The 22,150-nt window shown below is 64.9% G+C and carries 25 protein-coding genes; 10 read left to right on the top strand and 15 right to left on the bottom strand.

Annotation, left to right across the window (positions count from 1 at the left end; genetic code table 11):
- The first annotated feature begins 46 nt into the window (after positions 1 to 46).
- Entirely contained in the window at positions 47 to 277 is a 231-nt protein-coding gene (locus FJ953_RS26530) for a hypothetical protein (protein WP_140492627.1), read from the top strand.
- Between the two features lie 21 nt (positions 278 to 298).
- Here the strand turns inward: FJ953_RS26530 and FJ953_RS26535 are convergent, their stop codons facing one another.
- The 6 genes from FJ953_RS26535 to hemC all read right to left on the bottom strand — a co-directional run bounded on the left by FJ953_RS26535 (position 299) and on the right by hemC (position 6,394).
- Positions 299 to 1,027 carry a glutamine amidotransferase gene (locus FJ953_RS26535; RefSeq protein ID WP_140492630.1) on the bottom strand — a complete coding sequence of 243 codons (729 nt, stop codon included), beginning with the start codon at positions 1,025 to 1,027 and terminating at the stop codon, positions 299 to 301.
- 22 nt (positions 1,028 to 1,049) lie between these two features.
- Positions 1,050 to 1,529 carry a TerB family tellurite resistance protein gene (locus FJ953_RS26540; protein WP_140492633.1) on the bottom strand — a complete coding sequence of 160 codons (480 nt, stop codon included), beginning with the start codon at positions 1,527 to 1,529 and terminating at the stop codon, positions 1,050 to 1,052.
- Positions 1,530 to 1,565: 36 nt separating this feature from the next.
- The gene (locus FJ953_RS26545) at positions 1,566 to 3,167 is read right to left on the bottom strand and encodes a heme biosynthesis protein HemY (protein ID WP_140625406.1); all 1,602 of its coding nucleotides are present in this window, start codon (positions 3,165 to 3,167) and stop codon (positions 1,566 to 1,568) included.
- 10 nt (positions 3,168 to 3,177) lie between these two features.
- Positions 3,178 to 4,659 (bottom strand): mitofilin family membrane protein, encoded by a 1,482-nt coding sequence (locus FJ953_RS26550; protein WP_140625407.1) that lies wholly within the window; start codon positions 4,657 to 4,659, stop codon positions 3,178 to 3,180.
- A gap of 89 nt (positions 4,660 to 4,748) precedes the next feature.
- Complete coding sequence (locus tag FJ953_RS26555; RefSeq protein WP_140625417.1) at positions 4,749 to 5,465, bottom strand: uroporphyrinogen-III synthase; 717 nt, start codon at positions 5,463 to 5,465, stop codon at positions 4,749 to 4,751.
- Between the two features lie 2 nt (positions 5,466 to 5,467).
- Positions 5,468 to 6,394, bottom strand: coding sequence for a hydroxymethylbilane synthase (gene hemC, locus FJ953_RS26560; RefSeq protein WP_140625408.1), 927 nt, complete (start codon positions 6,392 to 6,394; stop codon positions 5,468 to 5,470).
- A gap of 106 nt (positions 6,395 to 6,500) precedes the next feature.
- Between hemC and tsaD the strand changes: the two genes are divergently transcribed.
- From tsaD to FJ953_RS26590, 6 genes are read left to right on the top strand one after another with little or no spacing between them, the layout of a single operon-like run.
- Positions 6,501 to 7,586: a tRNA (adenosine(37)-N6)-threonylcarbamoyltransferase complex transferase subunit TsaD gene (tsaD, locus tag FJ953_RS26565; protein WP_181167281.1), complete on the top strand. Its 1,086-nt coding sequence runs from the start codon at positions 6,501 to 6,503 to the stop codon at positions 7,584 to 7,586.
- Positions 7,583 to 8,620: an NAD(P)H-dependent glycerol-3-phosphate dehydrogenase gene (locus tag FJ953_RS26570; protein ID WP_140625409.1), complete on the top strand. Its 1,038-nt coding sequence runs from the start codon at positions 7,583 to 7,585 to the stop codon at positions 8,618 to 8,620. Before tsaD ends, FJ953_RS26570 begins: the two co-directional genes overlap by 4 nt.
- Before the next feature lie 23 nt (positions 8,621 to 8,643).
- Positions 8,644 to 8,940: a YciI-like protein gene (locus FJ953_RS26575; protein WP_140554833.1), complete on the top strand. Its 297-nt coding sequence runs from the start codon at positions 8,644 to 8,646 to the stop codon at positions 8,938 to 8,940.
- 28 nt (positions 8,941 to 8,968) lie between these two features.
- Positions 8,969 to 9,394 carry an EVE domain-containing protein gene (locus FJ953_RS26580; protein WP_140492656.1) on the top strand — a complete coding sequence of 142 codons (426 nt, stop codon included), beginning with the start codon at positions 8,969 to 8,971 and terminating at the stop codon, positions 9,392 to 9,394.
- The gene (locus FJ953_RS26585; RefSeq protein ID WP_140513954.1) at positions 9,391 to 10,062 is read left to right on the top strand and encodes a methyltransferase; all 672 of its coding nucleotides are present in this window, start codon (positions 9,391 to 9,393) and stop codon (positions 10,060 to 10,062) included. The genes FJ953_RS26580 and FJ953_RS26585 overlap by 4 nt, the downstream gene beginning before the upstream one ends.
- A gap of 51 nt (positions 10,063 to 10,113) precedes the next feature.
- Positions 10,114 to 10,530, top strand: a complete 417-nt coding sequence (locus FJ953_RS26590; RefSeq protein ID WP_140513953.1) for a DUF1761 domain-containing protein — start codon at positions 10,114 to 10,116, stop codon at positions 10,528 to 10,530.
- A 9-nt stretch (positions 10,531 to 10,539) separates the two neighbouring features.
- On the opposite strand, the gene gcvA is transcribed toward FJ953_RS26590, so the two are convergent.
- Positions 10,540 to 11,472, bottom strand: coding sequence for a transcriptional regulator GcvA (gene gcvA / locus FJ953_RS26595; RefSeq protein WP_140492662.1), 933 nt, complete (start codon positions 11,470 to 11,472; stop codon positions 10,540 to 10,542).
- Positions 11,473 to 11,637: 165 nt separating this feature from the next.
- Here gcvA and FJ953_RS26600 point away from each other — a divergent pair, with 165 nt between their 5' ends.
- A complete protein-coding gene (locus tag FJ953_RS26600) occupies positions 11,638 to 11,877 on the top strand; it encodes a hypothetical protein (RefSeq protein ID WP_140513952.1) in 240 nt (79 codons plus the stop codon).
- Positions 11,878 to 11,940: 63 nt separating this feature from the next.
- On the opposite strand, the gene FJ953_RS26605 is transcribed toward FJ953_RS26600, so the two are convergent.
- The gene (locus tag FJ953_RS26605) at positions 11,941 to 12,477 is read right to left on the bottom strand and encodes a L,D-transpeptidase (RefSeq protein WP_181165209.1); all 537 of its coding nucleotides are present in this window, start codon (positions 12,475 to 12,477) and stop codon (positions 11,941 to 11,943) included.
- A 144-nt stretch (positions 12,478 to 12,621) separates the two neighbouring features.
- Between FJ953_RS26605 and FJ953_RS26610 the strand changes: the two genes are divergently transcribed.
- Together FJ953_RS26610 and FJ953_RS26615 are read left to right on the top strand one after the other, a co-directional pair.
- Positions 12,622 to 13,305 (top strand): response regulator transcription factor, encoded by a 684-nt coding sequence (locus FJ953_RS26610; protein ID WP_140625410.1) that lies wholly within the window; start codon positions 12,622 to 12,624, stop codon positions 13,303 to 13,305.
- Between the two features lie 121 nt (positions 13,306 to 13,426).
- The gene (locus tag FJ953_RS26615) at positions 13,427 to 13,882 is read left to right on the top strand and encodes a cyclic nucleotide-binding domain-containing protein (RefSeq protein WP_140492671.1); all 456 of its coding nucleotides are present in this window, start codon (positions 13,427 to 13,429) and stop codon (positions 13,880 to 13,882) included.
- A 122-nt stretch (positions 13,883 to 14,004) separates the two neighbouring features.
- Here FJ953_RS26615 and FJ953_RS26625 read toward each other — a convergent pair whose 3' ends face one another.
- The 7 genes from FJ953_RS26625 to tesB form a co-directional block, all read right to left on the bottom strand.
- On the bottom strand, positions 14,005 to 14,811 hold the full coding sequence (locus tag FJ953_RS26625; protein WP_140492674.1) for an exodeoxyribonuclease III: 807 nt from the start codon (positions 14,809 to 14,811) through the stop codon (positions 14,005 to 14,007).
- Between the two features lie 130 nt (positions 14,812 to 14,941).
- The gene (locus tag FJ953_RS26630; protein ID WP_140513951.1) at positions 14,942 to 15,622 is read right to left on the bottom strand and encodes an outer membrane lipoprotein carrier protein LolA; all 681 of its coding nucleotides are present in this window, start codon (positions 15,620 to 15,622) and stop codon (positions 14,942 to 14,944) included.
- A gap of 136 nt (positions 15,623 to 15,758) precedes the next feature.
- The gene (locus FJ953_RS26635; protein ID WP_140513950.1) at positions 15,759 to 18,425 is read right to left on the bottom strand and encodes a DNA translocase FtsK; all 2,667 of its coding nucleotides are present in this window, start codon (positions 18,423 to 18,425) and stop codon (positions 15,759 to 15,761) included.
- Between the two features lie 213 nt (positions 18,426 to 18,638).
- Positions 18,639 to 18,914 (bottom strand): hypothetical protein, encoded by a 276-nt coding sequence (locus tag FJ953_RS26640; protein ID WP_140513949.1) that lies wholly within the window; start codon positions 18,912 to 18,914, stop codon positions 18,639 to 18,641.
- 309 nt (positions 18,915 to 19,223) lie between these two features.
- On the bottom strand, positions 19,224 to 20,576 hold the full coding sequence (locus FJ953_RS26645; RefSeq protein WP_140625411.1) for an ammonium transporter: 1,353 nt from the start codon (positions 20,574 to 20,576) through the stop codon (positions 19,224 to 19,226).
- A gap of 32 nt (positions 20,577 to 20,608) precedes the next feature.
- On the bottom strand, positions 20,609 to 20,947 hold the full coding sequence (locus tag FJ953_RS26650; RefSeq protein ID WP_013528889.1) for a P-II family nitrogen regulator: 339 nt from the start codon (positions 20,945 to 20,947) through the stop codon (positions 20,609 to 20,611).
- A gap of 249 nt (positions 20,948 to 21,196) precedes the next feature.
- A complete protein-coding gene (tesB, locus tag FJ953_RS26655) occupies positions 21,197 to 22,057 on the bottom strand; it encodes an acyl-CoA thioesterase II (RefSeq protein ID WP_140524665.1) in 861 nt (286 codons plus the stop codon).
- Between the last annotated feature and the right edge of the window lie 93 nt (positions 22,058 to 22,150).

Genomic DNA, 22,150 nt, shown 5'->3' on the forward strand with positions numbered 1-22,150 from the left:
CGAATCTGTGCTAAGCCGCCGCCCGACCAACCAAAGGACGATACCTGTGAGCGAACCGACCGTGGCTGAGGCAACCGAGAGTATCTATGTGTCGCTGCGGGCCGACAATGCCGATCTCGATGCCCATATCGCGACGCTTAAGGCAGCGCTGGCACGAGAGGGGATGAAGCAGGCGGTGTTCGATCCCACCAAACTGGCGCAGAACAACCGCTCGGGCCGCAAATTGATGCAGGCTTATTTTCGTCAGCGCGGCGTGAGCGTGACGTTTTCGAACTAGCAGGCGTTAAACGACCCGCCATCAGGGGATGGTTGTGCCGCGACCGCGCCGTCGGCCGCCGAAAATCAGCACCAGGAACTCGTCCAGCCAGCGCTTGAGGTGCATGTCCCAGATCAGCCTGCCGCCGAGATGGTCGCGGCCGGGCTGGGCGCCCGGCAATTCGAAGCGGTGCGCGCCGCGCACCACCCAGCGCTGCATCATCAGCCTGGTCAATTCGCCGTGGAACTGGATGCCCCAGGCATTGTCGCGGTAGCGGAAAGCCTGGTTGGGATAGGTCTCGGCGGTCGCCAGCAAGGTCGCGTCGCTCGGCAGCGAAAAACCTTCGCGGTGGAACTGATAGACCATTTCCGGCCAGCGCATCAGTTTCTGGCCCGCTTCCGTCGCCTTCAACGGATACCAGCCGATCTCGACAAGCCCTTCGCCATGCCCCTCGACCTTGCCGCCCAAATGGTTGACCAGCATCTGCGCGCCAAGGCAGATGCCCAGCAGCGGCCGGTTCTCGCGCAGCGGAACCTCAAGCCACTCGGTCTCGCGGCGGACGAACTCGTCCTCGTCATTGGCGCTCATCGGCCCGCCGAACACCACGGCCCCGGCATGGCCGTCGAGCGTCTCTGGCAAGGGATCGCCAAGCGGCGGGCGGCGGATGTCGAGATCGAAGCCCTCTTCGAGAAGCATGTGGCCGACGCGCCCGGGGCTCGAATTCTCCTGATGCAGCACGATCAGGATTCTCGGCTTCGAACGCGGCGGCATCGACGGCATCGGCGGATGGATCCTATTCGTCGCTCGACGTTCCACGGGCCCCCGGCGCCGCGGCCGCCGCCTTGCGGCGCGCCTCGATGCGATCCTGGCGTTCGACGCCGATCAGCTCGGCAACGCGCCAGACCGTGTTGTCTTCCAACTCGTGCAGCTCGCCATCGGCATAGACGATCTCCCACATCAGGCCGATGAAAGCCTTGCGGCCTTCGGCATCGAGGTGGCGCTTCAGCACGCTGGTGAAGGCATAGAGGTCGATCGCCTCGTTGTCGGCGCGCTCGCCGGCGGCGGCCAGCGCGTCGAGCTCGTTGCCGCTGACCGAATAGGCCTGCGCCAGCACTGCCTTGAACCGTTCCCACTCGACGTCCTGGCGCACGCCGTCGGCGCTCATCACGTGGTAGAGCAGCGCCGAGGCTGCCACGCGCGGATCATCGGCGCTGGCGCGGGCGCCGGTGCCGGTCGGCAAATCCCTCAGAAACGACAAAACGCGTTCGAACATCGATCCATTCCCAAACGGCCGGGCCACCCAGCCAACTCAAAACAACCGGAACCGGCGCGGCGACTTTTCCGCCGCATCGTCCGGATCGACGCCGGGATCGTCCGGCAGGCGTGCCAGTTCCTGCGCCGGTTCGACGGCCTCGGCATCGGCGGGCACCGCGGCGAAAGCCTGCGCCGTCACCGGCCTGACGTGGTCCTGATCGTTCTCGGCCTGCTTGCCGGCCGTCTCGCCGCCCGGGCCAGCGTGATCGATCACCTCGACCGACTCTTCCTGCGCCGGCCTGCCCGGCGCCTCGATCGCCACCGCCGGGGCGTCCGGCGCATCGTCACGGCTGTCGATCAGCTGGCCGAGACGCTCCATCGGGGCGCGCCACTCGAAGGCGTCAAGCCGGCCGGTGACCGGCGATACCGGCCCCCAGCGCTCCGAGACGACGCCGTCGGCGACCCAGGCCGGGTCGCGCGGCGCCCGCACCGCCTTGGACAAGAGCTGTCGCACCTTGCCTTGGTCGCCCGTCTCGGCTTCTTCGATGTCGGCCAAAAGCAGATAGGCGCCCTCGCGGCGGTCCATCCGGATCGCCGCCTCGGCTTCGCGGCGGGCAGTCGCAAAATCCTGTGCATCGAGCGCGGCGCGCGCCACCGTCATCGAGGATTCGGCGTGGTTCTTCTTCATCTCCTGCAATTTCCTCGCCCGGTTGAGGCGATCGAGCACGGCGTCACCCGGCCTGGCATGGGTATAGAGCTCCGCTATCTCCGGATGCGGTTCGGCCCTCCAGGCTGTCTCGAGGATCTTCGAGCCCTTGCGCACGTCGTTCTGGCGAAACAGCAGCGTCGCAGCCGCGACCGCGGCCGGCGCGAACTCCGGCTGCAGCCGATTGGCCTCTATCGCCGCCGTGCGGGCAGCTGCGGGATCGCTGTCGGCGAGTGACTGCGCCTTGGCGGTCAACAGAACTGCGCGTCGGCGGTTGGCGGCGTCACGTTCGATCTGGCGGGTCGCCTTCTGCGCCTCGACCAGCTTCAGCGCGCCGTCCCAGTCGCCGCGCCCGGTCAGCTCTTCAAGCGTCGATTCGGCCGCCCAGGCCAGTTGCGGCGCCATGCCGGCGGCGCGCCCAGCATAGTGCCTGGCGGCATTGCGGTCCCCCAGGCGCTCGGCTTCGAGATAAAGCCCGCGCAGGCCGAGCAGCCGCATTTCGGGATCGTCGAGCATGCTCTCGAATTTCTGGCGCGCGCCTTCGTGGTCGCCTTCGAGCAGCGAAGCCTGGGCCTCGAGCAGATGGATCAATGGCTCCTGGTCGGAGCGGATCAGCTTGGCCGCTTCCTTGGTCTTCTTGCGGGCCAGCGCGCCGTCGCCGGCGCCGGCGGCGATCATGCCGGTCGACAGCGCCTGATAGCCGCGGTCGCGGCGCCGCACCCGGAAATAGCGCGAAATGGTGTAGGGGCTGTTCCAGACCGACTTGATCAGCCACCACAGGATCATCACCGCCGCGACGACGGCGACCACCGCCACCGCCGCCACCATCAGGCTGACCTGATACTGGTAGCCGTTGAAGGTGATGACCATGTCGCCCGGCCGGTCCGCCAGCCAGGCAAAGCCTAGGCCCAGCGCGAAGACGACGGCGAGGAAGAGCAGGATTCGGATCATCGCCAGTTCCTCACGCCTTCATCGCGCCTGATATCAGCGCATCGATCAGCGTCTCGACCTCGATGCGTGCCTTCAGCTTGCCGGCAAAATCGGCGCCGGCCGCCTTTGCAGGCGCGGGCAGCGTCTCATATTCTGTGAGCGCCTTGGCATAGTCGCCCTGATTGACCGCCACCTCCATGCGCGCAATGGTTTCCGGCGCGCCGGCGCCCTGGACAGCGCCGATCGGCCGGACCTTGACCAGCGATTCGGCGCTCGACAGAAGGTTCTGCAGCAGCCCGGCATTTTCGTCGACCGGCGTGGCCGCCGCGACCATGGCGTTGGCGGCGGCATCCATCTGCGATGCGATCTCGGTGCGGGTCTGGACGCCCTTTTGCGCGTAGGCGCGCAGAGCCGCAAGCTGCGGCGCGTCCGGCGCGATCGCGGCGAAGGTCTCGAGTTCGGCACCGAACGGCGCGCCACGGTCGAGCGCCGCCTTCAGTGCCGAAGCGGCGATGGCGAGCGCGACCTTCGGCTGTCCGGCCTGCGCCTCGACCTTGCCGGAAAGCTGCGCCACCGACTGCTCCAGCGCGGTGAGCCGGCCGTCCTGCTTCGCCGCCGCCTCGCCGGCCGATTTGACCAGCGCATCGAGGCCAGCCAGCCTTTCATTGAGCGGGCCGAGATCGACTGGAGCCGGGTTGCCGGCCTTGCCTAGCGCCGCAACCGCCGTCTCGATCTGCCTGACCTTGTCGCCAAGCGCGGCCAGCCCGGCATTGTCGCCCGCTCCGCCTTGCTCGACCGCCGATTTGAGCGCTGCGACATCCGTCCTGACCTGATCCAACGCCGCGGACAACCCGTCGACCTTGGCCGACGCACCGCCGTCGCCGGCTTGCCTCAGATCCGCGATCTCGGTTCTGAGCGCGCCGATTTCGCCGTTGACGCCTTCGAGCGAGACGCTGGGAGCGGACCCCGGCGCGCCGAGCAGGCCGGCGAACTGCAATCCGCCGGCGCCGACCAGTGCGATGACACCGCCGATGATGCCGGCCGCGATGCCGTTGACCCGCTTCGGCGGTGGCGGTGCGGATGCGGTTTTCCCGTTCGCCGCCGAGGCGCCGGTCACCCGCCCGGCCGGTTCAGGTTCGGCGCGCTTCGCCGAAGCGTCCTCGAAACTGTAGTCGAAGGCGCCGGCCTTGCCAGCGGCGTCCTCCGGGGAACCGGGGTAGGCTGCCGCCGGTTCGTCCGCCTTGGCGGCGCTTTCCGCGGATCGTTCCGATCGGGGCGCTGTCGCCTCGGCGTGCTCCCAGGGTTCTAGATCGGTCTGGTCGGCGTGCACAGGCTCTTCGGGCGCCTCCGGCTGCGAGGCGTTCGCGGCTTCCTCCGCCTTGGCCTCATCGGTTTGCGCCCCGGCCCTGGCGGCATTCTCGTCGGCGATGCGGGAAACGGCGCCGGGCTCAAGTTCGATGGTCACCGGCTCGCGGCGGCTTTTCGAATGTCGCATCTTCGGCGTCTTCACCATGCTTGGGCTCCGCAAATTCGCTTGGGGATGGTTCAAAGAGGGTCTAGCACATCACCAAGCGGTGAAAAGGGGCGGTGTGATGACGCGGCTCAGGACCCGGGCCGCAAAAGCGAAAGCAGCGCACCCTCGTCGGGCCGCGCGGCTATGTGGATACGGTCGCCAGCGACGTCGCCAAGGACGGCGGCGATGCGATGCGACAGGGCAAAAACCCGCGTCTTGTCAAAGGCTTCATGCAGCGCAGGCCGCCTGACCAGGGCCTGCAGCGCGGTAGCCGCCCTGGCGGAATAGAGCAGCACCGCATCCGCGGTTTGCCCCGACAGACGGGCAAGCACGGCCTCGTCCGAATAGGTCACGGCGAGCGTGTCGTATGTCTCGACGGGGCGGACCCCGACGTCGGCAGCTTGCAGCCGCTGCTCGAATGCCGGGAAGCGCACGCGTCCGCAGAGATAGACAATGGTCTTGCCCTGGAATTCGCCGGCAAGACTGCCGGCAAGACCTTCGGCATTGCCGGGACCTTCGCTGACGGACAAAAATCCTGCTTCACGCGCGGCTTGCGCGGTCCTCTTGCCGACGGCATGGCAAGGCAAGTCCGAAAGCCGGGCGACGACCTCCTTAGGCGCAAAGCGCACGCCATTGGCGCTGGTCACCGCAACGGCCACGGCATTGCCGATGACGAGGTCCGCATCGATCGGCAAGGTCACCGTCTCGGTCAGCGGCAAAAGCACCGGTAGAAACCCCATGTCCTTGAGCAGTCGCGCGGTGCGGGAGGCGCTCGGTTCAGGCCGCGTCACCAGAACGCGCTGCACCATCAGGCCCAGCCGTCGAAGAATGTCTCGCCGGCCCTGGCCCGCACCGTCCTTGCCGCCTCTTCACCGATGCGGGCGGCATCCAGCGCCGGGCCTTTCATCTCGACCATGTGCGACTGCGTGCCATCAGGCGAGATGATCAATCCCGCGAAAGAAAGGTCCGCGCCGTCTATCACGGCATGACCGGCAATCGGCGTGCGGCAAGAGCCGTCGAGGGCCGCCAGGAAAGCGCGCTCGCAAGCCAGCGCCTGTCCGGTCGGCAGGTCGTGGATGGCCGCCAGCATCTGTTCGACGTCGCCATCGCCTATGCGGGTTTCGATGCCGATCGCGCCTTGGCCCGGCGCCGGCGGAAAGATGTCGAGCGGGATCAGATCGGTGACCACGTGGCCGAGCCCGAGCCGCTTCAGCCCGGCATGGGCGAGGATGGTGCCGGCGGCGACGCCTTCATCGAGCTTGCGCAGCCGCGTCTGCACATTGCCACGAAACATCACCACGTCGAGATCCGGCCGCATGCGGCGGATCAGCGCCTGCCGCCTGAGCGACGACGAGCCGACTTTGGCGCCACGCGGCAGGTCTGCAATCGTCTTAGCCGCCCTGCCGACAAAGGCGTCGCGTGCGTCCTCACGCGGCAAAAAGGCTGAGAGCTCCAGGCCGTCGGGCAACTGCGTCGGCATGTCCTTCGAGGAATGCACGGCAATGTCGATCGCGCGGGCGAGCAGCGCCTCCTCGATCTCCTTGGTGAACAGGCCCTTGCCGCCAGCTTCCGACAGCGGCCGGTCCTGGATGCGGTCGCCGCTGGTCGAGATGACGACGATTTCGAACGCTTCTTGCGGCAAACCATGCGCCGCCATAAGCCGCGCCTGGGTTTCCTGCGCCTGCGCCAGCGCCAGCGGGCTGCCGCGTGTTCCGATCTTCAAGATTGTTTGCATGGCGCGCGGTCCGTGATAACCCCCCGGCAAGCGAAGTCGCCTTTTCCGGGCGTCTCCTACCGGGGAATGCCCCGATACACAATCCTTGGGGACAGCGACCAATTTGATCCGCGTTCTGGGCATTGAAACGAGTTGTGACGAGACCGCCGCCAGCGTCGTGGCGTTGGAGGGCGATGCCGCGCCCAAAATCCTGTCCAATATCGTGCTGTCGCAGATCGAGGAGCATGCCGCCTTCGGCGGGGTTGTGCCGGAGATCGCCGCGCGCGCCCATGTCGAGGCGCTGGACGGCATTGTCGAGGCAGCCCTTGCCGATTCGGGCGTGGCGCTGGCCGACATCGACGCCATCGCCGCGACCGCAGGTCCGGGCCTCGTCGGGGGCCTCATCGTCGGGCTGATGACGGCCAAGGCGATCGCGGCCGCAACCGGCAAGCCGCTGATCGCCGTCAACCATCTCGAAGGCCATGCCTTGACGGCGCGGCTGACCGATGGGCTCGACTTTCCCTATCTCCTGCTGCTGGTCTCCGGCGGCCACACACAGATCCTGGCCGTGCGCGGTGTCGGCGACTACCAGCGCTGGGCGACGACCATCGACGACGCGCTCGGCGAAGCATTCGACAAGACGGCCAAGATGCTTGGCCTGCCCTATCCCGGCGGTCCCAATGTCGAGAAGGCGGCGGCATCGGGCGATGCGGGTCGTTTTGCCTTCCCGCGTCCGATGAAGGGATCGGCGCAGCCCGATTTTTCGTTCTCCGGCCTGAAGACCGCCGTGCGCCAGGCGGCGAGCGCTATCGAGCCCTTGAGCGACCGGGACGTCGCCGACATCTGCGCGTCCTTCCAGGCGGCGGTGGCCGACGCGCTGGGCGACCGTGTCTCGCGCGCGCTCGCCCGGTTCCGCCGGGAATTCCCCGACACGGCCGCGCCGGCGCTGGTCGTCGCCGGCGGCGTCGCCGCCAACCATACGATCAAGGCGACGCTGGAACGGCTGTGCGCCGAGGCGCGCTTCGCCTTCGTCGCGCCACCGCTGAAACTTTGCACCGACAATGCGGCAATGATCGCCTGGGCCGGCATCGAGCGGATGCGCGAAGGCCTGGCGCAAGAAAACGGCTTCGATTTCGTGCCGCGCTCGCGCTGGCCGCTGGACAGCATCTCCGCGCCGATGATCGGCTCGGGCCGGCGCGGGGCCAAGGCATGAACACGGAGGGCAGGAGCAAGGAGGGCAGGAGCGGCATCGAGACCGCGCCAACCGGCTGGCGCGTTGCCGTGCTCGGTGGCGGGGCCTGGGGTACCGCTCTGGCGCTGGCTATGCTGCGCGCCGGCCATTTCGTCCGCCTTTATGCGCGCGACCCGGAGACCGTCGCCGCGATCGATCACGGCGAAAATCGACGCTATCTGCCTGGCATCGCGCTCCAGGCCGGCATCGTGGCGACGAGCAACATCCAAGCCGCGCTCGACGGTGCCGATTGCGTGCTGGCGGTGACGCCGGCGCAATCGTTGCGGGCGATGCTTGCTCACGCCAACGGCCATATGCCGGCCGGTGTCCCGCTGGTGCTATGCGCCAAGGGCATCGAGCGCGATACCGGCGCCTTGCTGTCGGCGATCGTCGGGGAAATCCTGCCTGGGAATCCGGTCGCCGCCCTGTCCGGTCCGAGCTTCGCCACGGACGTTGCCCGGGGCTTGCCGACGGCGGTGGTGGTTGCCGCCCGGGACGAGGCGCTGGCGGCCAAGCTTGCCGCGCGCTTCTCGGCGGAAAATCTGCGCTGCTATTCGAATGATGATTTGATCGGCGTCGAGATCGGCGGCGCCTTGAAGAACGTCTTCGCCATCGCCGCGGGTGCCGTCACTGGCGCCGGGCTTGGCGCCAGTGCCCAGGCCGCCATGGTGACGCGCGGCTTCGTCGAACTGCGCCGCATCGGTGCCGCCTTCGGCGCCAGACCCGAGACGTTGATGGGGCTTTCCGGCCTTGGCGACCTGCTGCTCACCTGCTCGTCCACGCAATCGCGCAACTTCGCCTACGGACTGGCGCTCGGCCAGGGCAAGCCGCTTGGCGGGCTGCCGCTGGCGGAAGGCGTGCCGACGGCGGCGATCGCCGCCCGCATCGCCACCGAGCGCGGCATCGACGCGCCTATCATCGCCGCAGTCGCCGCCATACTGGACGGCACCATCACCATCCGGCAGGCTGTGGCGGCCTTGATGACCCGGCCGCTGAAGACCGAAACCGACGATTGATTCCAGCATCAGGAGACAGAGACATGTTGTTCGCGTTGATTTGCAAGGACAAGCCCGGAAGCATGCAAGTGCGCATCGATACGCGGCCGGAGCACCTCGCTTTTCTCGAAGGGCTGAACAGCGACAAGAAGCTGGCCTTCGCCGGTCCGTTCCTCGACGCCGACGGCAAGTCCAACGGCAGCCTCGTCGTCGTCGAAGCGCCTGACATGGCAGGCGCGCAGGCGCTGTCGGCAGCCGATCCCTATGCCAAGGCGGGACTGTTCGAAAGCGTCGAGGTCCGCCAGTGGAACTGGACCTTCAACAAGCCGGCGGCTAATTAATCGGTACAGGGCTGGAGGAGCAATACGAATGAACTACTGGCTGTTCAAATCCGAACCCTCGGTCTTCTCGTTCGAGGCGTTGAAGGCCAAGGGCAAGGCAGGCACGCAATGGGACGGCGTGCGCAACTATGCGGCGCGCAACAACATGAAGGCCATGCAGATCGGTGATCTCGGCTTCTTCTACCACTCCAACGAGGGGCTGAACGTGGTCGGCATCGCCGAAGTGTGCGCACTGGCTCATCCCGACACCACATCGGACGATCCGCGCTGGGAATGCGTCGACATCCGCGCCTTCAAGGATGTGCCGAACCCGCCGACGCTGGAGCAGGTCAAGGCCAATCCCAAGCTCGCCGACATGGCGCTGGTGCGGCTCGGACGGCTTTCCGTGCAGCCGGTGACGCCGGCCGAATGGAAGGAAGTCTGCCGCATGGGTGGCCTGACGCCGGCTCCGTGACGGTTCTCACGAGCCATAGCGCCGAACGCTTCATCCTCGACAATACGGCGCTGATGGCGCCGCCGCATGTGCCCGAGATTGCGCTGTATCTTGCCGACGAGGCGCATGATCTGTGGCAGCGGACGGAGGACGAGCTGGTCGAGATCGGGCTGCCGCCGCCTTTCTGGGCCTTTGCCTGGGCCGGCGGCCAGGGGCTTGCCCGCCATATCATCGACAATCCGGCCATGGTGCGGGGCAAGCGCGTGCTCGACTTCGCCTCCGGCTCCGGTCTCGTCGCCATCGCCGCAGCCAAAGCCGGCGCGGCAGGGGTGACCGCCGCCGACATCGACCCGTTCTGCGCCACGGCGGTCCGCCTCAATGCGCAAGCCAATGGCGTCGCGGTCGAATTCGTCCAGAATGACTGCGTCGGAACGGATGCGGACTGGGACGTGGTTCTTGCCGGCGATGTCTTCTACGACAAGCCGTTCGCAGACCGGCTGACGCCCTGGTTCGCGGCTCTGAAGCGGCGCGGCGCCGATATCCTGATCGGCGATCCCGGCCGCTCCTATCTGCCGCGGTCGGGGTTGGAACCGCTTGGCGTCTACCAGGTGCCGGTGACGCGGGCGCTCGAGGATGCCGAGATCAAACGCACCACCGTCTGGCGGTGGAGCACCGCGCGCCCGGCTTGACGCCGCCACTGAACAGGCGTTTCCATGAGCTCCGTATCAGAGGGGGATATCATGGATTTTTCAGCGGTTAACTGGCTGGCGGTGATCGTCGCCGCAATCCTGGCGTGGCTGTTCGGCGCCGGCTGGTACACCGGTTTGAGTAAGCCATGGCTGAAGGCTGCAAAACTCGATCCGGCGACCATGAAGAAATCGTTGCTGCCGTTTCTCATCTCTTTCATCGCCGAGTTGGTCATGGCGCTTGTGATGGCCCTGGTCGTCGGCGCGGTGACTGGCGGCGAGCCGACATTGCTGGCGGGACTGGTCTTCGGTTTCGTGCTTTGGCTCGGCTTCGTCGCAACCACGCTGTCGGTCAATCATCGCTACGAGAATTTCGGCTGGGACCTGACCATCATCGACGGCGGCCACTGGCTTGGCGTGCTGTTGATCGTCGGCGCCGTGGTCGGCTGGTTCGGCGCCGCAGCGAGTTGAAGGCCTCCGCTACACCCGGTCCGCGGTTTGGGATTTTGCCATTTCCTCCAGAATCCACGTGCGAAAGGCAACGATGCGCGGATCGTTCACCAGTTCCTTGGGATAGACCAGGAAATAGGCGAATTCCGGCGCGACCTTGATGCCGAGTTCGAAAGGCCGCACCAACCTGCCTTCGGAAAGGTCGTTGGCCACCATGGCGAAATCGGCGAGCGCCACGGCGCTGCCCTCCATCGCCGCCTGGACCGCGTCGGCCGAGGTGCCGAAAACGATGGTGCGGCTGTCGTCGAAATCGTCGACGCCGGCTGCCGCCATCCACATGCGCCAGTTCGGCCAGGTCACGCCCTGACGCGCCCATTCGATATGGGCAAGCGTGTGATGGAAGAGATCGCGCGGTTCGCGCAGCGGCGGACCTGACGCCAGCAGGCTCGGGCTGCATACCGGGATGATGACGTTGTCGAACAGCCGATGCGCGCAAAGTCCCGGATATCTGCCGGCGCCGAAGCGGATGCCGACATCGACATCGTCAAGGTCGAAATCCCGCAATCCGTAGGCGATGTCGAACCTGAGTTCGATGCCTTCATGTTTTTTTCGAAAATCCTCGACCCGCCGCATCAGCCATTTCGTCGCGAATTGGGCGTCGAGCGTCACTTTCAGCAGCGTCGTGCCGCGCGTCATCTTCTGTGCCCGCGAGACGGCCTTGCCAAGCAGGTCGAGCGCATCGGCAGAGGCCTCGAACAGCACCGTTCCGGCCTCCGTCAGCCGGATGCTGCGGCTGGAGCGCGTGAACAGGACGATGCCGAGCTGGTCTTCGATCTCCTTGATCTGGTGGCTGACGGCGGCTGGTGTCAGGCCGAGTTCGTCGGCGGCCCGGGTGAAATTGAGATGCCGGGCCGCTGCCTCCAGCGTCCTCAGCGCCCGGGTTCCCGGCACCAGGCGGGCCATCAGCGTGGCCCCAGAACAGACGCGGTCATGGCGTCCTGATCCTCAAAGAAAACTTGATAATCCGGAAAGAACTACTCGTTTCTCTCCAATCTTTCAATCGGGCATGATGCGACCATCGAACCAATATCAAACCGGATTTTATGTCCGGATGGAAGGAACCGTATCATGTCTCACATAGCTTTGAGAGCTCCCGCGAGCCGGCTGAACTGGCTGACCGCCGCGTTCGACTGGCTCCGCCAGGCCAAGGTCGCGGCAAGCCTGCCGCAGGACGACATCGAGGACCTGTCGGATCGCCAGTTGCGCGATGTTGGCGCCACGCGCAAAGACGTCTCCCGCGCCATGGACCGCGAACTCGGCCGGCTGGGCCTGCTCGACATCGGCTGGCAGGTAAGGAAAAGGGAATAGGAATTAGGAGTAGGCAATAGAAAGAGAACCCTACTGCCTACTGCCTATTCCCTACACCATTCCCTACCTTACCACCCTCACCACCGTCCGGTCCGACAGCAGCGGCAAAAGGCGCGCCATCGTGCGTGCGGTCACCGCGACGCAGCCTTGCGTGGGCGTGAAGCCCGGGCGCGCCAGGTGGAAGAAGATGGCGCTGCCGCGTCCGCGGCGGCGCGGCGTTATATTCCAGTCGAGCACAAGGCAGGCATCATAGAGCCTGTCGTCGCGCCGCATGCGTTCGTGGCTGGCGCCGTAGGGGATCTTGACCGGCCTGTTATAGTTTCGGTCGTCGGGCACTTCGCACCAGCCGAGATCAGGCCCGATCGGCGTCATCGCCAGCCGGGTGATGCGGCCGCTGGAGAAGTGGTCTCCACGGAAATAACCCGACAGGATCCGCATTTGGCCAAGCGGCGTGGCGCCGTCGCCTTCGCGCTTGCCCGCCGAGATGCCGCCACGCCCCAGCGCGCAGGCAAACACCGTTCTGCCCGCCTGCAGCAGCCCCTGGCTGGGACGGCCGGGCCTTGCCCGCACGGTCAGCACCCGCAGTCCTTTTCGCAAAATTGCGCCGGCTGCATTGCGATCGTGTTTTTTCTTGTATGATCGTGCCACGGAACAAATCACTGTGATCGGCTGTTGTGCCGGTCAGCTTCCGCATAAACAGGCAGCGGTCAACTGAATTTTCTTTTCAAAACAACGGATTGATCCATGACTTCACGAACCATCCTGATCGTCGACGACGATGACGACCTGCGCGGCACGTTGGTCGAGCAATTGTCCCTTTATGAGGAATTCGACGTGCTGCAGGAGTCCACTGCGGCAAAAGGCGTCGCCGCGGCGCGTGGCGGCCTCATCGACCTGCTGATCATGGATGTCGGCCTGCCCGACATGGACGGCCGCGAAGCGGTGAAGATCCTGCGCAAGGGCGGCTACAAGGCGCCCATCATCATGCTGACCGGCCACGACACCGATTCGGACACGATCCTTGGCCTCGAAGCCGGCGCCAACGACTACGTGACGAAGCCGTTCCGCTTCGCGGTGTTTTTGGCGCGCATCCGCGCGCAGCTGCGCCAGCACGAGCAAAGCGAGGACGCCACCTTCTCGGTCGGCCCCTACACCTTCAAGCCAAGCCAGAAGCTGCTGATCGACCCGCGCGGCGCAAAGGTGCGGCTGACGGAGAAGGAGGCCTCGATCATCAAATATCTCTACCGCGCCGACCAGAAGGTGGTGACGCGCGACGTGCTGCTCGAGGAGGTGTGGGGCTACAATTCCGGCGTTACCACGCACACGCTGGAAACCCATGTGTATCGCCTGCGCCAGAAGATCGAGCGCGATCCTTCCAATGCGGAAATTCTTGTGACAGAAAGCGGTGGCTACAAGCTGGTTCCTTAAACATTTTATTATCCAATAAGCGGTCTGGGCGGGGCTGCTTTTGGGTGCGATCCTGTTGGAGCGGGATTCTGGATCGCACCGCAGAGGAGGGATTGGACTGACCGTTCGGGGACACAGCTAGATGGCGCTGGATGACGACATCCGCATCCTGTCAGCCGTGAGGCTTTTCGAGGGCTTCACGCAGGAACAATTGCGCCTGCTCGCCTTCGGCGCCGAGACCATGCTGCTGCAGGCAGACCACAAGCTCTATCGCGAGGACGATATGGCTGATTCGGCCTATATCGTGGTCAGCGGAGAGATCGTGCTCTACCGCGAGCAGACAGGCGAACGCATCCCTATCGGCACGGCCGGCCCCGGCACCATGCTGAGCGAACTGGCGCTGATCGCCGACACCAACCGGCTGACCAGTGCATCGGCCGCGGTCGATTCGGAGGTGATCCGGCTCAGCCGAAAGATGTTCCGCCGCATCCTGGAGGAATATCCGGATTTGGCGGCACAGCTCCACCAGCGCATCCTGGAAGACTTTCAGGCAATGATCCACCGCATCGAGAAGCTGGCGCCGCGCTTTTCCGAGTGAACGGGAGAGACAGGTGGAGTTCCGGCTGGTTCGCGCCACCGAAAATGACCTGCCCTTCATCATGGCGACCGAGCGGCTTGACGCAATTGTCGCCGGAGTGGGAAAAGCGCCGGCCCGGCTGATCAGTCCAGGTTGAACCGCGCGATGACCGGAACATGGTCCGAGGGACGTTCCCAGCCACGCGCCGCCCGCAGGATTTCGTAGCCGGTGAAATCAGGCACCAGGTTCGGTGACGACCAGACATGGTCAAGCCGCCGGCCGCGGTTGGATGCCTCCCAGTCCTGCGCGCGGTAGCTCCACCAGGTGTAGAGCTTCTGTTCTGATGGCACGTTGAGCCGCATCAGGTCGACCCAGTCGCCGGCCAGCCGCATGGCCTCGAAACTCTCCGTCTCGACCGGTGTATGGCTGACCACGTTGAGCAGTTGCTTATGCGACCAGACATCGTGTTCGAGCGGCGCGATGTTGAGGTCGCCGACCAGGACCGAGGCGGACACTTCGCTGTGTTCGGCGCGGATTGCGTTCATCTCGGCGACGAAATCGAGCTTGTGCCTGAATTTGCGGTTGACTTCCGGGTCCGGTTCGTCACCGCCCGCCGGAACGTAGAAATTGTGCAGCAGGATCGTCTTGCCGCCGGCCCGCACGGTCACCGACAAATGCCGGCTGTCGTCGATGTCGCAGAAGCGGCGCTTCTCGACCACCGCGATCGGCCGGCGCGCGACCGTCGCCACGCCGTGATAGCCCTTCTGACCGTGAAAGGCGATGTGCCCGTAGCCGAGCCTGCGGAAGGCCTTTTCGGGGAACAGCTCGTCGGGAACTTTTGTTTCCTGCAGGCAAAGCACATCGGGTGCGTATTCATCGAGCAGGCGCTCGATGATCGGCATGCGCAGGCGAACGGAATTTATGTTCCAGGTGGCGATGGAAAAGGGCATTTGGCGGGTCCGGCGAAAGATCGCCGAACTACTGCCAGCCCCGCGCCATAAAGACAAGCATTGCAGCAGTTGCGGAGGTCGGCGCCGCGCCGCCGAAACTGCACGAAAGGCTTCGCCAGCGCGAGGAAAGCTATCTGGTTTTCGTATTCAGCTCGCGATTGGCCGTATAGTCGATGGCAAACGTGTCGGGAGCGAAGCTGACGCCTTCCTTGGTGTTGAAGATCATCACCGTGGTGTCCTTGCCCTGCGCATCGGTGATCGTCCACTGGCGCAGATCATAGGTCTTCGGATCGAACATCATGGTGATCCGCGCATTGCCGAACACCGACTTGTCCGAGAGCTGGATGGTGGTGAGGTCGTCCTCTTCCTTGACGCTCTTGACGCGGTTTCCGGAGAGATCGATCCGGTCGTCGAGCAGCAGTTTCAGCGGCGTCTTCGACAAGGGATAGAGATCGGACGTGTTCAGTTTCTTGTTGAGGATGACCACCGACTTGCCGTCCGAAATCACTCGGAAATTCGAGGATCCGTCATAATTGAAGCGGATCTTGCCCGGTCTTTCCAGGAAGAACTTGCCGCCGGTCTGTTCGCCCTTGGGGCCGAACTGCACGAATTCGCCGCTCATCGACTTAACCGAGGAAAAATGATCGGCGATCTTCTGCGCGGCTGCCGGCACGGCCGCCTGCGCGGACGCCAGCAACTCGAATCCGGGCACCACGTTGAGGGCGGCAGCGCCCGCGAGCACCAGGCCGAGGCCAAGCAACTGGCGGCGCGTCGGGGCAAGATCGCCGAGCGCGGAAAGATCGTTTTTCATGTCGGTCACTCTCATCTTGAGTCCTGATTTGTTGTTGTCCTGAACCCCCAGTTGGGCTGAAGTTTGACGGCGCGAACACTGCTTAACCGCTTGAACGCGCCAGAAGGTTCAAAGTTGCCGCCGGTATTTGTCGCGATCAGAATTTGTCCTCTTCGGTCGGCACCAGGATCTCGCGTTTTCCGGCATGATTGGCGGGGCCGACAATGCCTTCTTTTTCCATCTTCTCGATGATCGAAGCGGCGCGGTTGTAGCCGATGCCCAGACGCCGCTGGATGTAGCTGGTCGAGGCCTTGCCGTCGCGCAGCACGACGGACACCGCCTGGTCGTAAGGATCGTCGGAATCCTCGAAATTGCCGCCGCCGCCGCCCGAGCCGCCCTTGCCGGAGGGCTCGTCCTCGTCCTCATCATCGTCCTCGGTGATGGCGTCGAGATATTCCGGCACGCCCTGCAGCTTCAGATGCGCGACGATCTTCTCGACCTCGTCGTCGGAGACGAACGGGCCGTGCACGCGCTGGATGCGGCCGCCGCCGGCCATGTAGAGCATGTCGCCCATGCCGAGCAACTGCTCGGCGCCTTGCTCGCCCAAGATGGTGCGGCTGTCGATCTTCGACGTCACCTGGAAGGAGATGCGGGTGGGGAAGTTGGCCTTGATGGTACCGGTGATCACGTCGACAGACGGACGTTGCGTCGCCATGATGACATGGATGCCGGCGGCGCGCGCCATCTGCGCCAGGCGCTGGACGGCACCCTCGATGTCCTTGCCGGCAACCATCATCAGATCGGCCATTTCGTCGATGATGACGACGATGTAGGGCATCGGCTCGAGGTCGAGATTCTCGGTCTCGTAGATCGCCTCGCCGGTCTGGCGGTCGAAGCCGGTCTGCACCGTGCGCGAGATCTTTTCGCCCTTCTTCTCCGCCTGTTGGACGCGTGCGTTGAAACCGTCGATATTGCGCACGCCGACCTTCGACATCTTGCGGTAGCGGTCTTCCATCTCCCGCACGGTCCATTTCAGCGCAACCACCGCCTTCTTCGGGTCGGTGACGACAGGCGTCAAAAGGTGCGGGATGCCGTCATAGACCGAGAGCTCCAGCATCTTGGGATCGATCATGATCAGCCGGCATTCCTGCGGCGTCAGCCGGTAGAGCAGCGACAGGATCATGGTGTTGATGGCGACCGACTTGCCCGAGCCGGTGGTGCCGGCGACCAAGACGTGCGGCATCTTGGCGATATCGACGATGACCGCCTCGCCGTTGATGGTCTTGCCCAGCGCCAGCGCCAGCTTGGCCTTGGTGGTCTCGAAATCGCGGCTGGCCATGATTTCCCTGAGATACACCGTCTCGCGCTTGGCGTTCGGCAATTCGATGCCGATGGCGTTGCGGCCCGGCACCACGGCGACGCGGCAGGCGATGGCGCTCATCGAGCGGGCGATGTCGTCGGAGAGGCCGATGACGCGCGATGATTTGATGCCTGGCGCAGGCTCCAGCTCATAGAGCGTGACGACGGGGCCGGGGCGGACATGGATGATCTCGCCCTTGACGCCGAAATCCTCCAGCACGCCTTCGAGCAGGCGGGCGTTCTGTTCCAGCGCGTCTTTCGAGAGGCTCGGGTCGCGCGCGACGTTCTTCGGTTCGGACAGGAAATGCAGCGACGGCATCTCGAATTTTTCCGAGCCGATCAACGAGGCCTGCGCCTCGCGCTGGACGCGCGCACCCGGAGCCGGGCGCGGCGCCGGCGCTTCAACGCGCGTGGCGGCATCCGAGCGGAACGGCTGGACCTTTGCGGTGGAAGCCGCGCGACGCTGGACGAGGGGTTCATCGTCGAAATCGACATCGTCATCGCCGGTGTCGAAGCGATCGTCGAAGACGTCATCGTCCGGATCGACGGAAACGCTGCGGTCGTTGACCATGGCGGCGAAGAATTCCGGTTCGACGCGGGCACGGCCATCCGGGCTCATCCGCTGCTCGGCGAACTCGGCCGATTCGACCCGTTCGGCGGCACGCCGCCAGGCGCTGGCGCGCGGCTCCATTCCCGGCTCGAATTCGTCCCGCCGCTGCCTGCGGCGCACGGCGCGGCGGTGCATCCAGGCGCGGAACGAAAGCCACCAATGGGTCATTGCGCCGAGCGCCAGTATGCCTTCGTCGCCTTCATCCTCGTCATTGTCGAACAGCAGCTCATCCTCACGCGGATCGGCGGCGGCCGGTTCCTCCATGACGGCGAAACCGTTCTTGCGTGCGATCAGCGCCGAACCGTAGGCGAACAGCCATAGCGCCGGACCGGCCATCAGAATGGCGAGCACGCTGGCCACCAGCCCGGTCGGATAGCCACCGATGACGACGCCCGGAATCTTCAGCACCATGTCGCCGAACACGCCGCCGAGCCCGGTCGGCAGCGGCCAGGTCTTGGGCGGCACCACGCAGCCGGCGATCGCAGCGGCCAGCAGGGCAAAGCCGAACCAGAACAGACCGCGCCTGGGCAGCCTGTCGACGCCACGCGCCGAAAACAGGAGATATCCCCAGATCACGGCCGGAACCAGCGCCGCCACGGCGGCAAGGCCGAAGAACTGCATGGCGATGTCGGAGAAGACAGCACCCGCATAGCCCATGGCATTGGTGACGGTGTTGGCTGTGGCGTGCGAGAAGCTCGGGTCGGCGACATTCCAGGTGGCCAGGCTGGCGACGCCGAAAGCGGTGAACGCGAACATGCCGGCGCCGACAAGCCGGCCGACCTGGCGTCGCGCGAATGCCTGGATGCCGTGCCCCGTATCGGTCAGCGCGAGCGGTGCTGAAGCCCCTGAACGCATGCTCTTCCCCGTCAGTGATTGCCTGGCCCGAGCGCGTGACGCACTTCGGCAGATTTGGCTGCCAGACTATGCGTGGGAAGGTTAAGGCCGCATTAACCATGGCAAGGGCCCCAGCCGCCTGCCGCAAATAACAATGGCGAGCCTCACGGCCCGCCATTTCTGCATCGGCAACGGCAGGATGACCAGGCTCGGTGGGCCTGATCCGCCGCGGTCTCAGTTGGCTCCGCCGAGCGCCTGGACGTTGGCGCAGAACTCGGCGTGCGGCTTGCTCATCGCCGCGTCCTGGCATTCCTTCTTCATCGCATCCTGCTTTTCCATTGGCATGGCCATGAAAGCGGTCTTGAATTCCGCCATCGGCTTCATGGTTTTCATGCTGGAATCGGTGAAGAACGGGGCCATATTGTCGGGTTCGTCGAGAGCCCCGGCAAATGCCATGCCGCTGACCATGGAAAGAGCGAGCGCGCCGAGACAGATATTCTTGACGTTCATTGGATAATTTCCTTCCCTATTGTTTGCAACGACCGCCGAACAGTGGTCGTGCCCGGGAGTTCGATGCCAAGACGGCCGATGTTTCCTCGAAAATCTCAATCACGCGAACGTGATTGCGCTCGTCCAACCAAACGGGCTCCAAAAAAAGAGGCCCGGAGCGATCCGGGCCTCAAGGCGTGAGCACCTTGCGGAGCGTCACGACGGGATTTCAAAACAGTTCCGGAAGACGTGCAGCGGTTTTCCGTACGTGATTACCGAAAGAGATGGGACCGGCGGGAGGAGGTCCGCCGGTCCCATGGCAAAGAGGCCTTACGGCACCACTTCGCCGTGCTGGCTGATGTCGAGACCCTCGACCTCCTCCTGGGTCGACGGACGCAGGCCGACGAGCGCCTTGACGATGTAGAGGATGACGAAGGTGGCGATTGCCGTCCACAGGATGGTGAAGATGATGCCGTAGAGCTGCTTGCCGATCGACGCGCCCGAGGAGAGGCTGTTGATTGCCGGGTCGGCGAGCACGCCGGTCAGCAATGCGCCGACCACGCCGCCGACGCCATGGACACCGAAGGCATCGAGCGAGTCGTCATAGCCGAACATGTGCTTTACCTTGACCGCCGAGATGTAGCAGACGACGCCGGCGACGATGCCGACGATGAAGGCGCCCGTCGGGTTGACGAAGCCGGAAGCCGGCGTCACCGCGACAAGGCCGGCGACGGCGCCGGAGATGATGCCGAGCACCGAGGGCTTCTTGGCGACGATCCATTCGGCGAACATCCAGGCCAGCGCCGCTGCCGCGGTGGCAACCTGGGTGTTGAGCATCGCGGCACCGGCGAGGCCGTCGGCGGCGAGTTCCGAACCGGCGTTGAAGCCGAACCAGCCGACCCACAGCAGCGAAGCGCCGATCACGGAATAGACCAGGTTATGCGGCGCCATGTTGGTGGTGCCGTAGCCTTCGCGCTTGCCCAGGACCAGGGCGCAGACGAGACCCGCGACACCGGCATTGATATGGACGACCGTGCCGCCGGCGAAGTCGAGCACGCCGGCAGCGCCGAGGAAGCCGCCGCCCCAGACCCAATGCGCGATCGGCGCATAGACGACCAGCAGCCACAGCGCCATGAAGATCAGCAGGGCCGAGAACTTCATGCGCTCGGCAAAGGCGCCGGCGATCAGGGCCGGGGTGATGATGGCGAAGGTCATCTGGAACATCGAAAAGACGAATTCAGGAATGTTGGCCACGCCCGGCGCCCACAGCGTCGAGGTGGTGATGCCGTGATGGAAGAACTTCGAGAAGCCCCCGAGATAGGCATTCATGCCGCCGCCGTCGGAAAAGGCCAGCGAATAGCCGAACATGAACCACAGCACCGTCATCAGGCAGGTGATGGCGAAGCTCTGCATGACGGTGGCAAGCACGTTCTTCTTGCGCACCATGCCGCCGTAGAACAGTGCCAGGCCGGGGATGGTCATCATCAGCACCAGCGCCGTCGAAGTCAGCATCCAGGCGGTGTTGCCGGTGTCGAGCACCGGGGTGGGAGCGGCCGGGGCGGCGGCAGCCGCGGCCGGAGCCGCTTCCTGCGCGAGGGCGGCGACGCTGCCCAACGCTGCGAGAGCGAGCGAGCCAAAAAGGGCGGCGCGTCCCGTCTTCTTCAAGGTGGAAGGAATATTCATTGAACTCTCCATTGGAATACGTGTTCGCCGCTTCAGAGCGCGTCGGTGTCTGTTTCGCCGGTGCGGATGCGCACCGCCTGGTCGATGCCGAAAACGAAGATCTTGCCGTCGCCGATCTGACCGGTCTTGGCGGCCGCGGTGATGGCCTCCACGGCCTTGTCGACCATGTCGGCGCTGACCGCGACCTCGATCTTGATCTTCGGCAGGAAACTGACCGCGTATTCCGCCCCGCGATAGATTTCCGTGTGCCCCTTCTGACGCCCGTAGCCTTTGACTTCGGTGACGGTCAGGCCCTGGATGCCGACGGCGGTAAGCGCTTCGCGTACCTCGTCGAGCTTGAACGGCTTGATGATTGCCATCACGATTTTCATAAGGTTTCACCCTTTTGCTGTTGCGGTCCCCCGCGTTTGCACACCTTCACCGATCCCGAGGAGCCGGAGAGTGCCGACGAGGATTCAAGCTCCGTGCCAATTGCCGAAGCAGCGTGTTAACTGGTTGTAAACAAAGGAATTGACGCACCGGCGATCGCACCGTACCGATGAGCGCGGCACAGCTTCTGCTCAATAATTAAGCAGTTTTCAGAAAACGCCTATTTGGCGGGCTTTGGTCGAAAGGACTGCTCAACGCTTGAGCCGGATCAAGCCTTCCTGGGCCATCGAGGCGATCAGCGTGCCGTCGCGGGCATAAAGCGTGCCGCGGCTGAATCCGCGCGATCCCGAGCTCGAGGGGCTGTCCTGCGCGTAGAGCAGCCAGCCGTCGAGCGAATGCGGGCGGTGGAACCACATCGAATGGTCGAGGCTGGCCGCCTGGATGTCGGGATCGAACAGCCCGCGCCCATGCGCGAAGGTCGAGGTGTCGAGCAGCGTCATGTCGGAGAGATAGGCGAGCAACACCGATTGCAGCGCGCGGTCGTCTGGGACGGGACCGGCGAGGCGGATCCAGACATTCTGCCGGGGCGGCAGCTTGTCACGGCTTTCATAGTGCTGGAGATTGACCGGCCTGAGCTCCAGCGGTCGCTCGCGCGCCCAGAAGCGTCGCACCGCTTCCGGCACCCGGTCGGCCTTTTCGAGCAGTTGGCGCTGCGTCTTCAGCCCTTCCGGCGGCGGCACGTCGTCGGGCAAAGCGAACTGGTGCTCCAGCCCCTTCTCATCGACCTGGAACGAGGCTTCCAGCGAGAAGATCGCGTTCCCGTGCTGGATCGCCAGCACCCGGCGGGTGGTGAAGGAGCCGCCGTCGCGGATGCGGTCGACCTCGTAGATGATCGGCACCTTGATGTCGCCCGGCCGCATAAAATAGCCGTGCAGCGAATGCACGTAGCGGTCGGGCTCGACGGTCCGCTGCGCCGCCACCAGCGCCTGGGCGATGGTCTGGCCGCCGAACACGCGCTGCCACTCCACCTGGGGGCTGCGACCACGATACAGATTGTGTTCCAGCCTCTCGAGGTCGAGAATGCGCAGAAGCTCGTCCATGGCCGCCGTCATGTGTCGTGACCTCGCCTCAAGATTTCCTCGGCGGGTTTCCGACAGGAAGGACGGGCCGTCAAGGGCGGATGGCAGGCTGGCTTGCAAGGAGCG

Source organism: Mesorhizobium sp. B2-3-6, from assembly GCF_006442305.1.
In the GTDB taxonomy this organism is placed as follows: domain Bacteria; phylum Pseudomonadota; class Alphaproteobacteria; order Rhizobiales; family Rhizobiaceae; genus Mesorhizobium.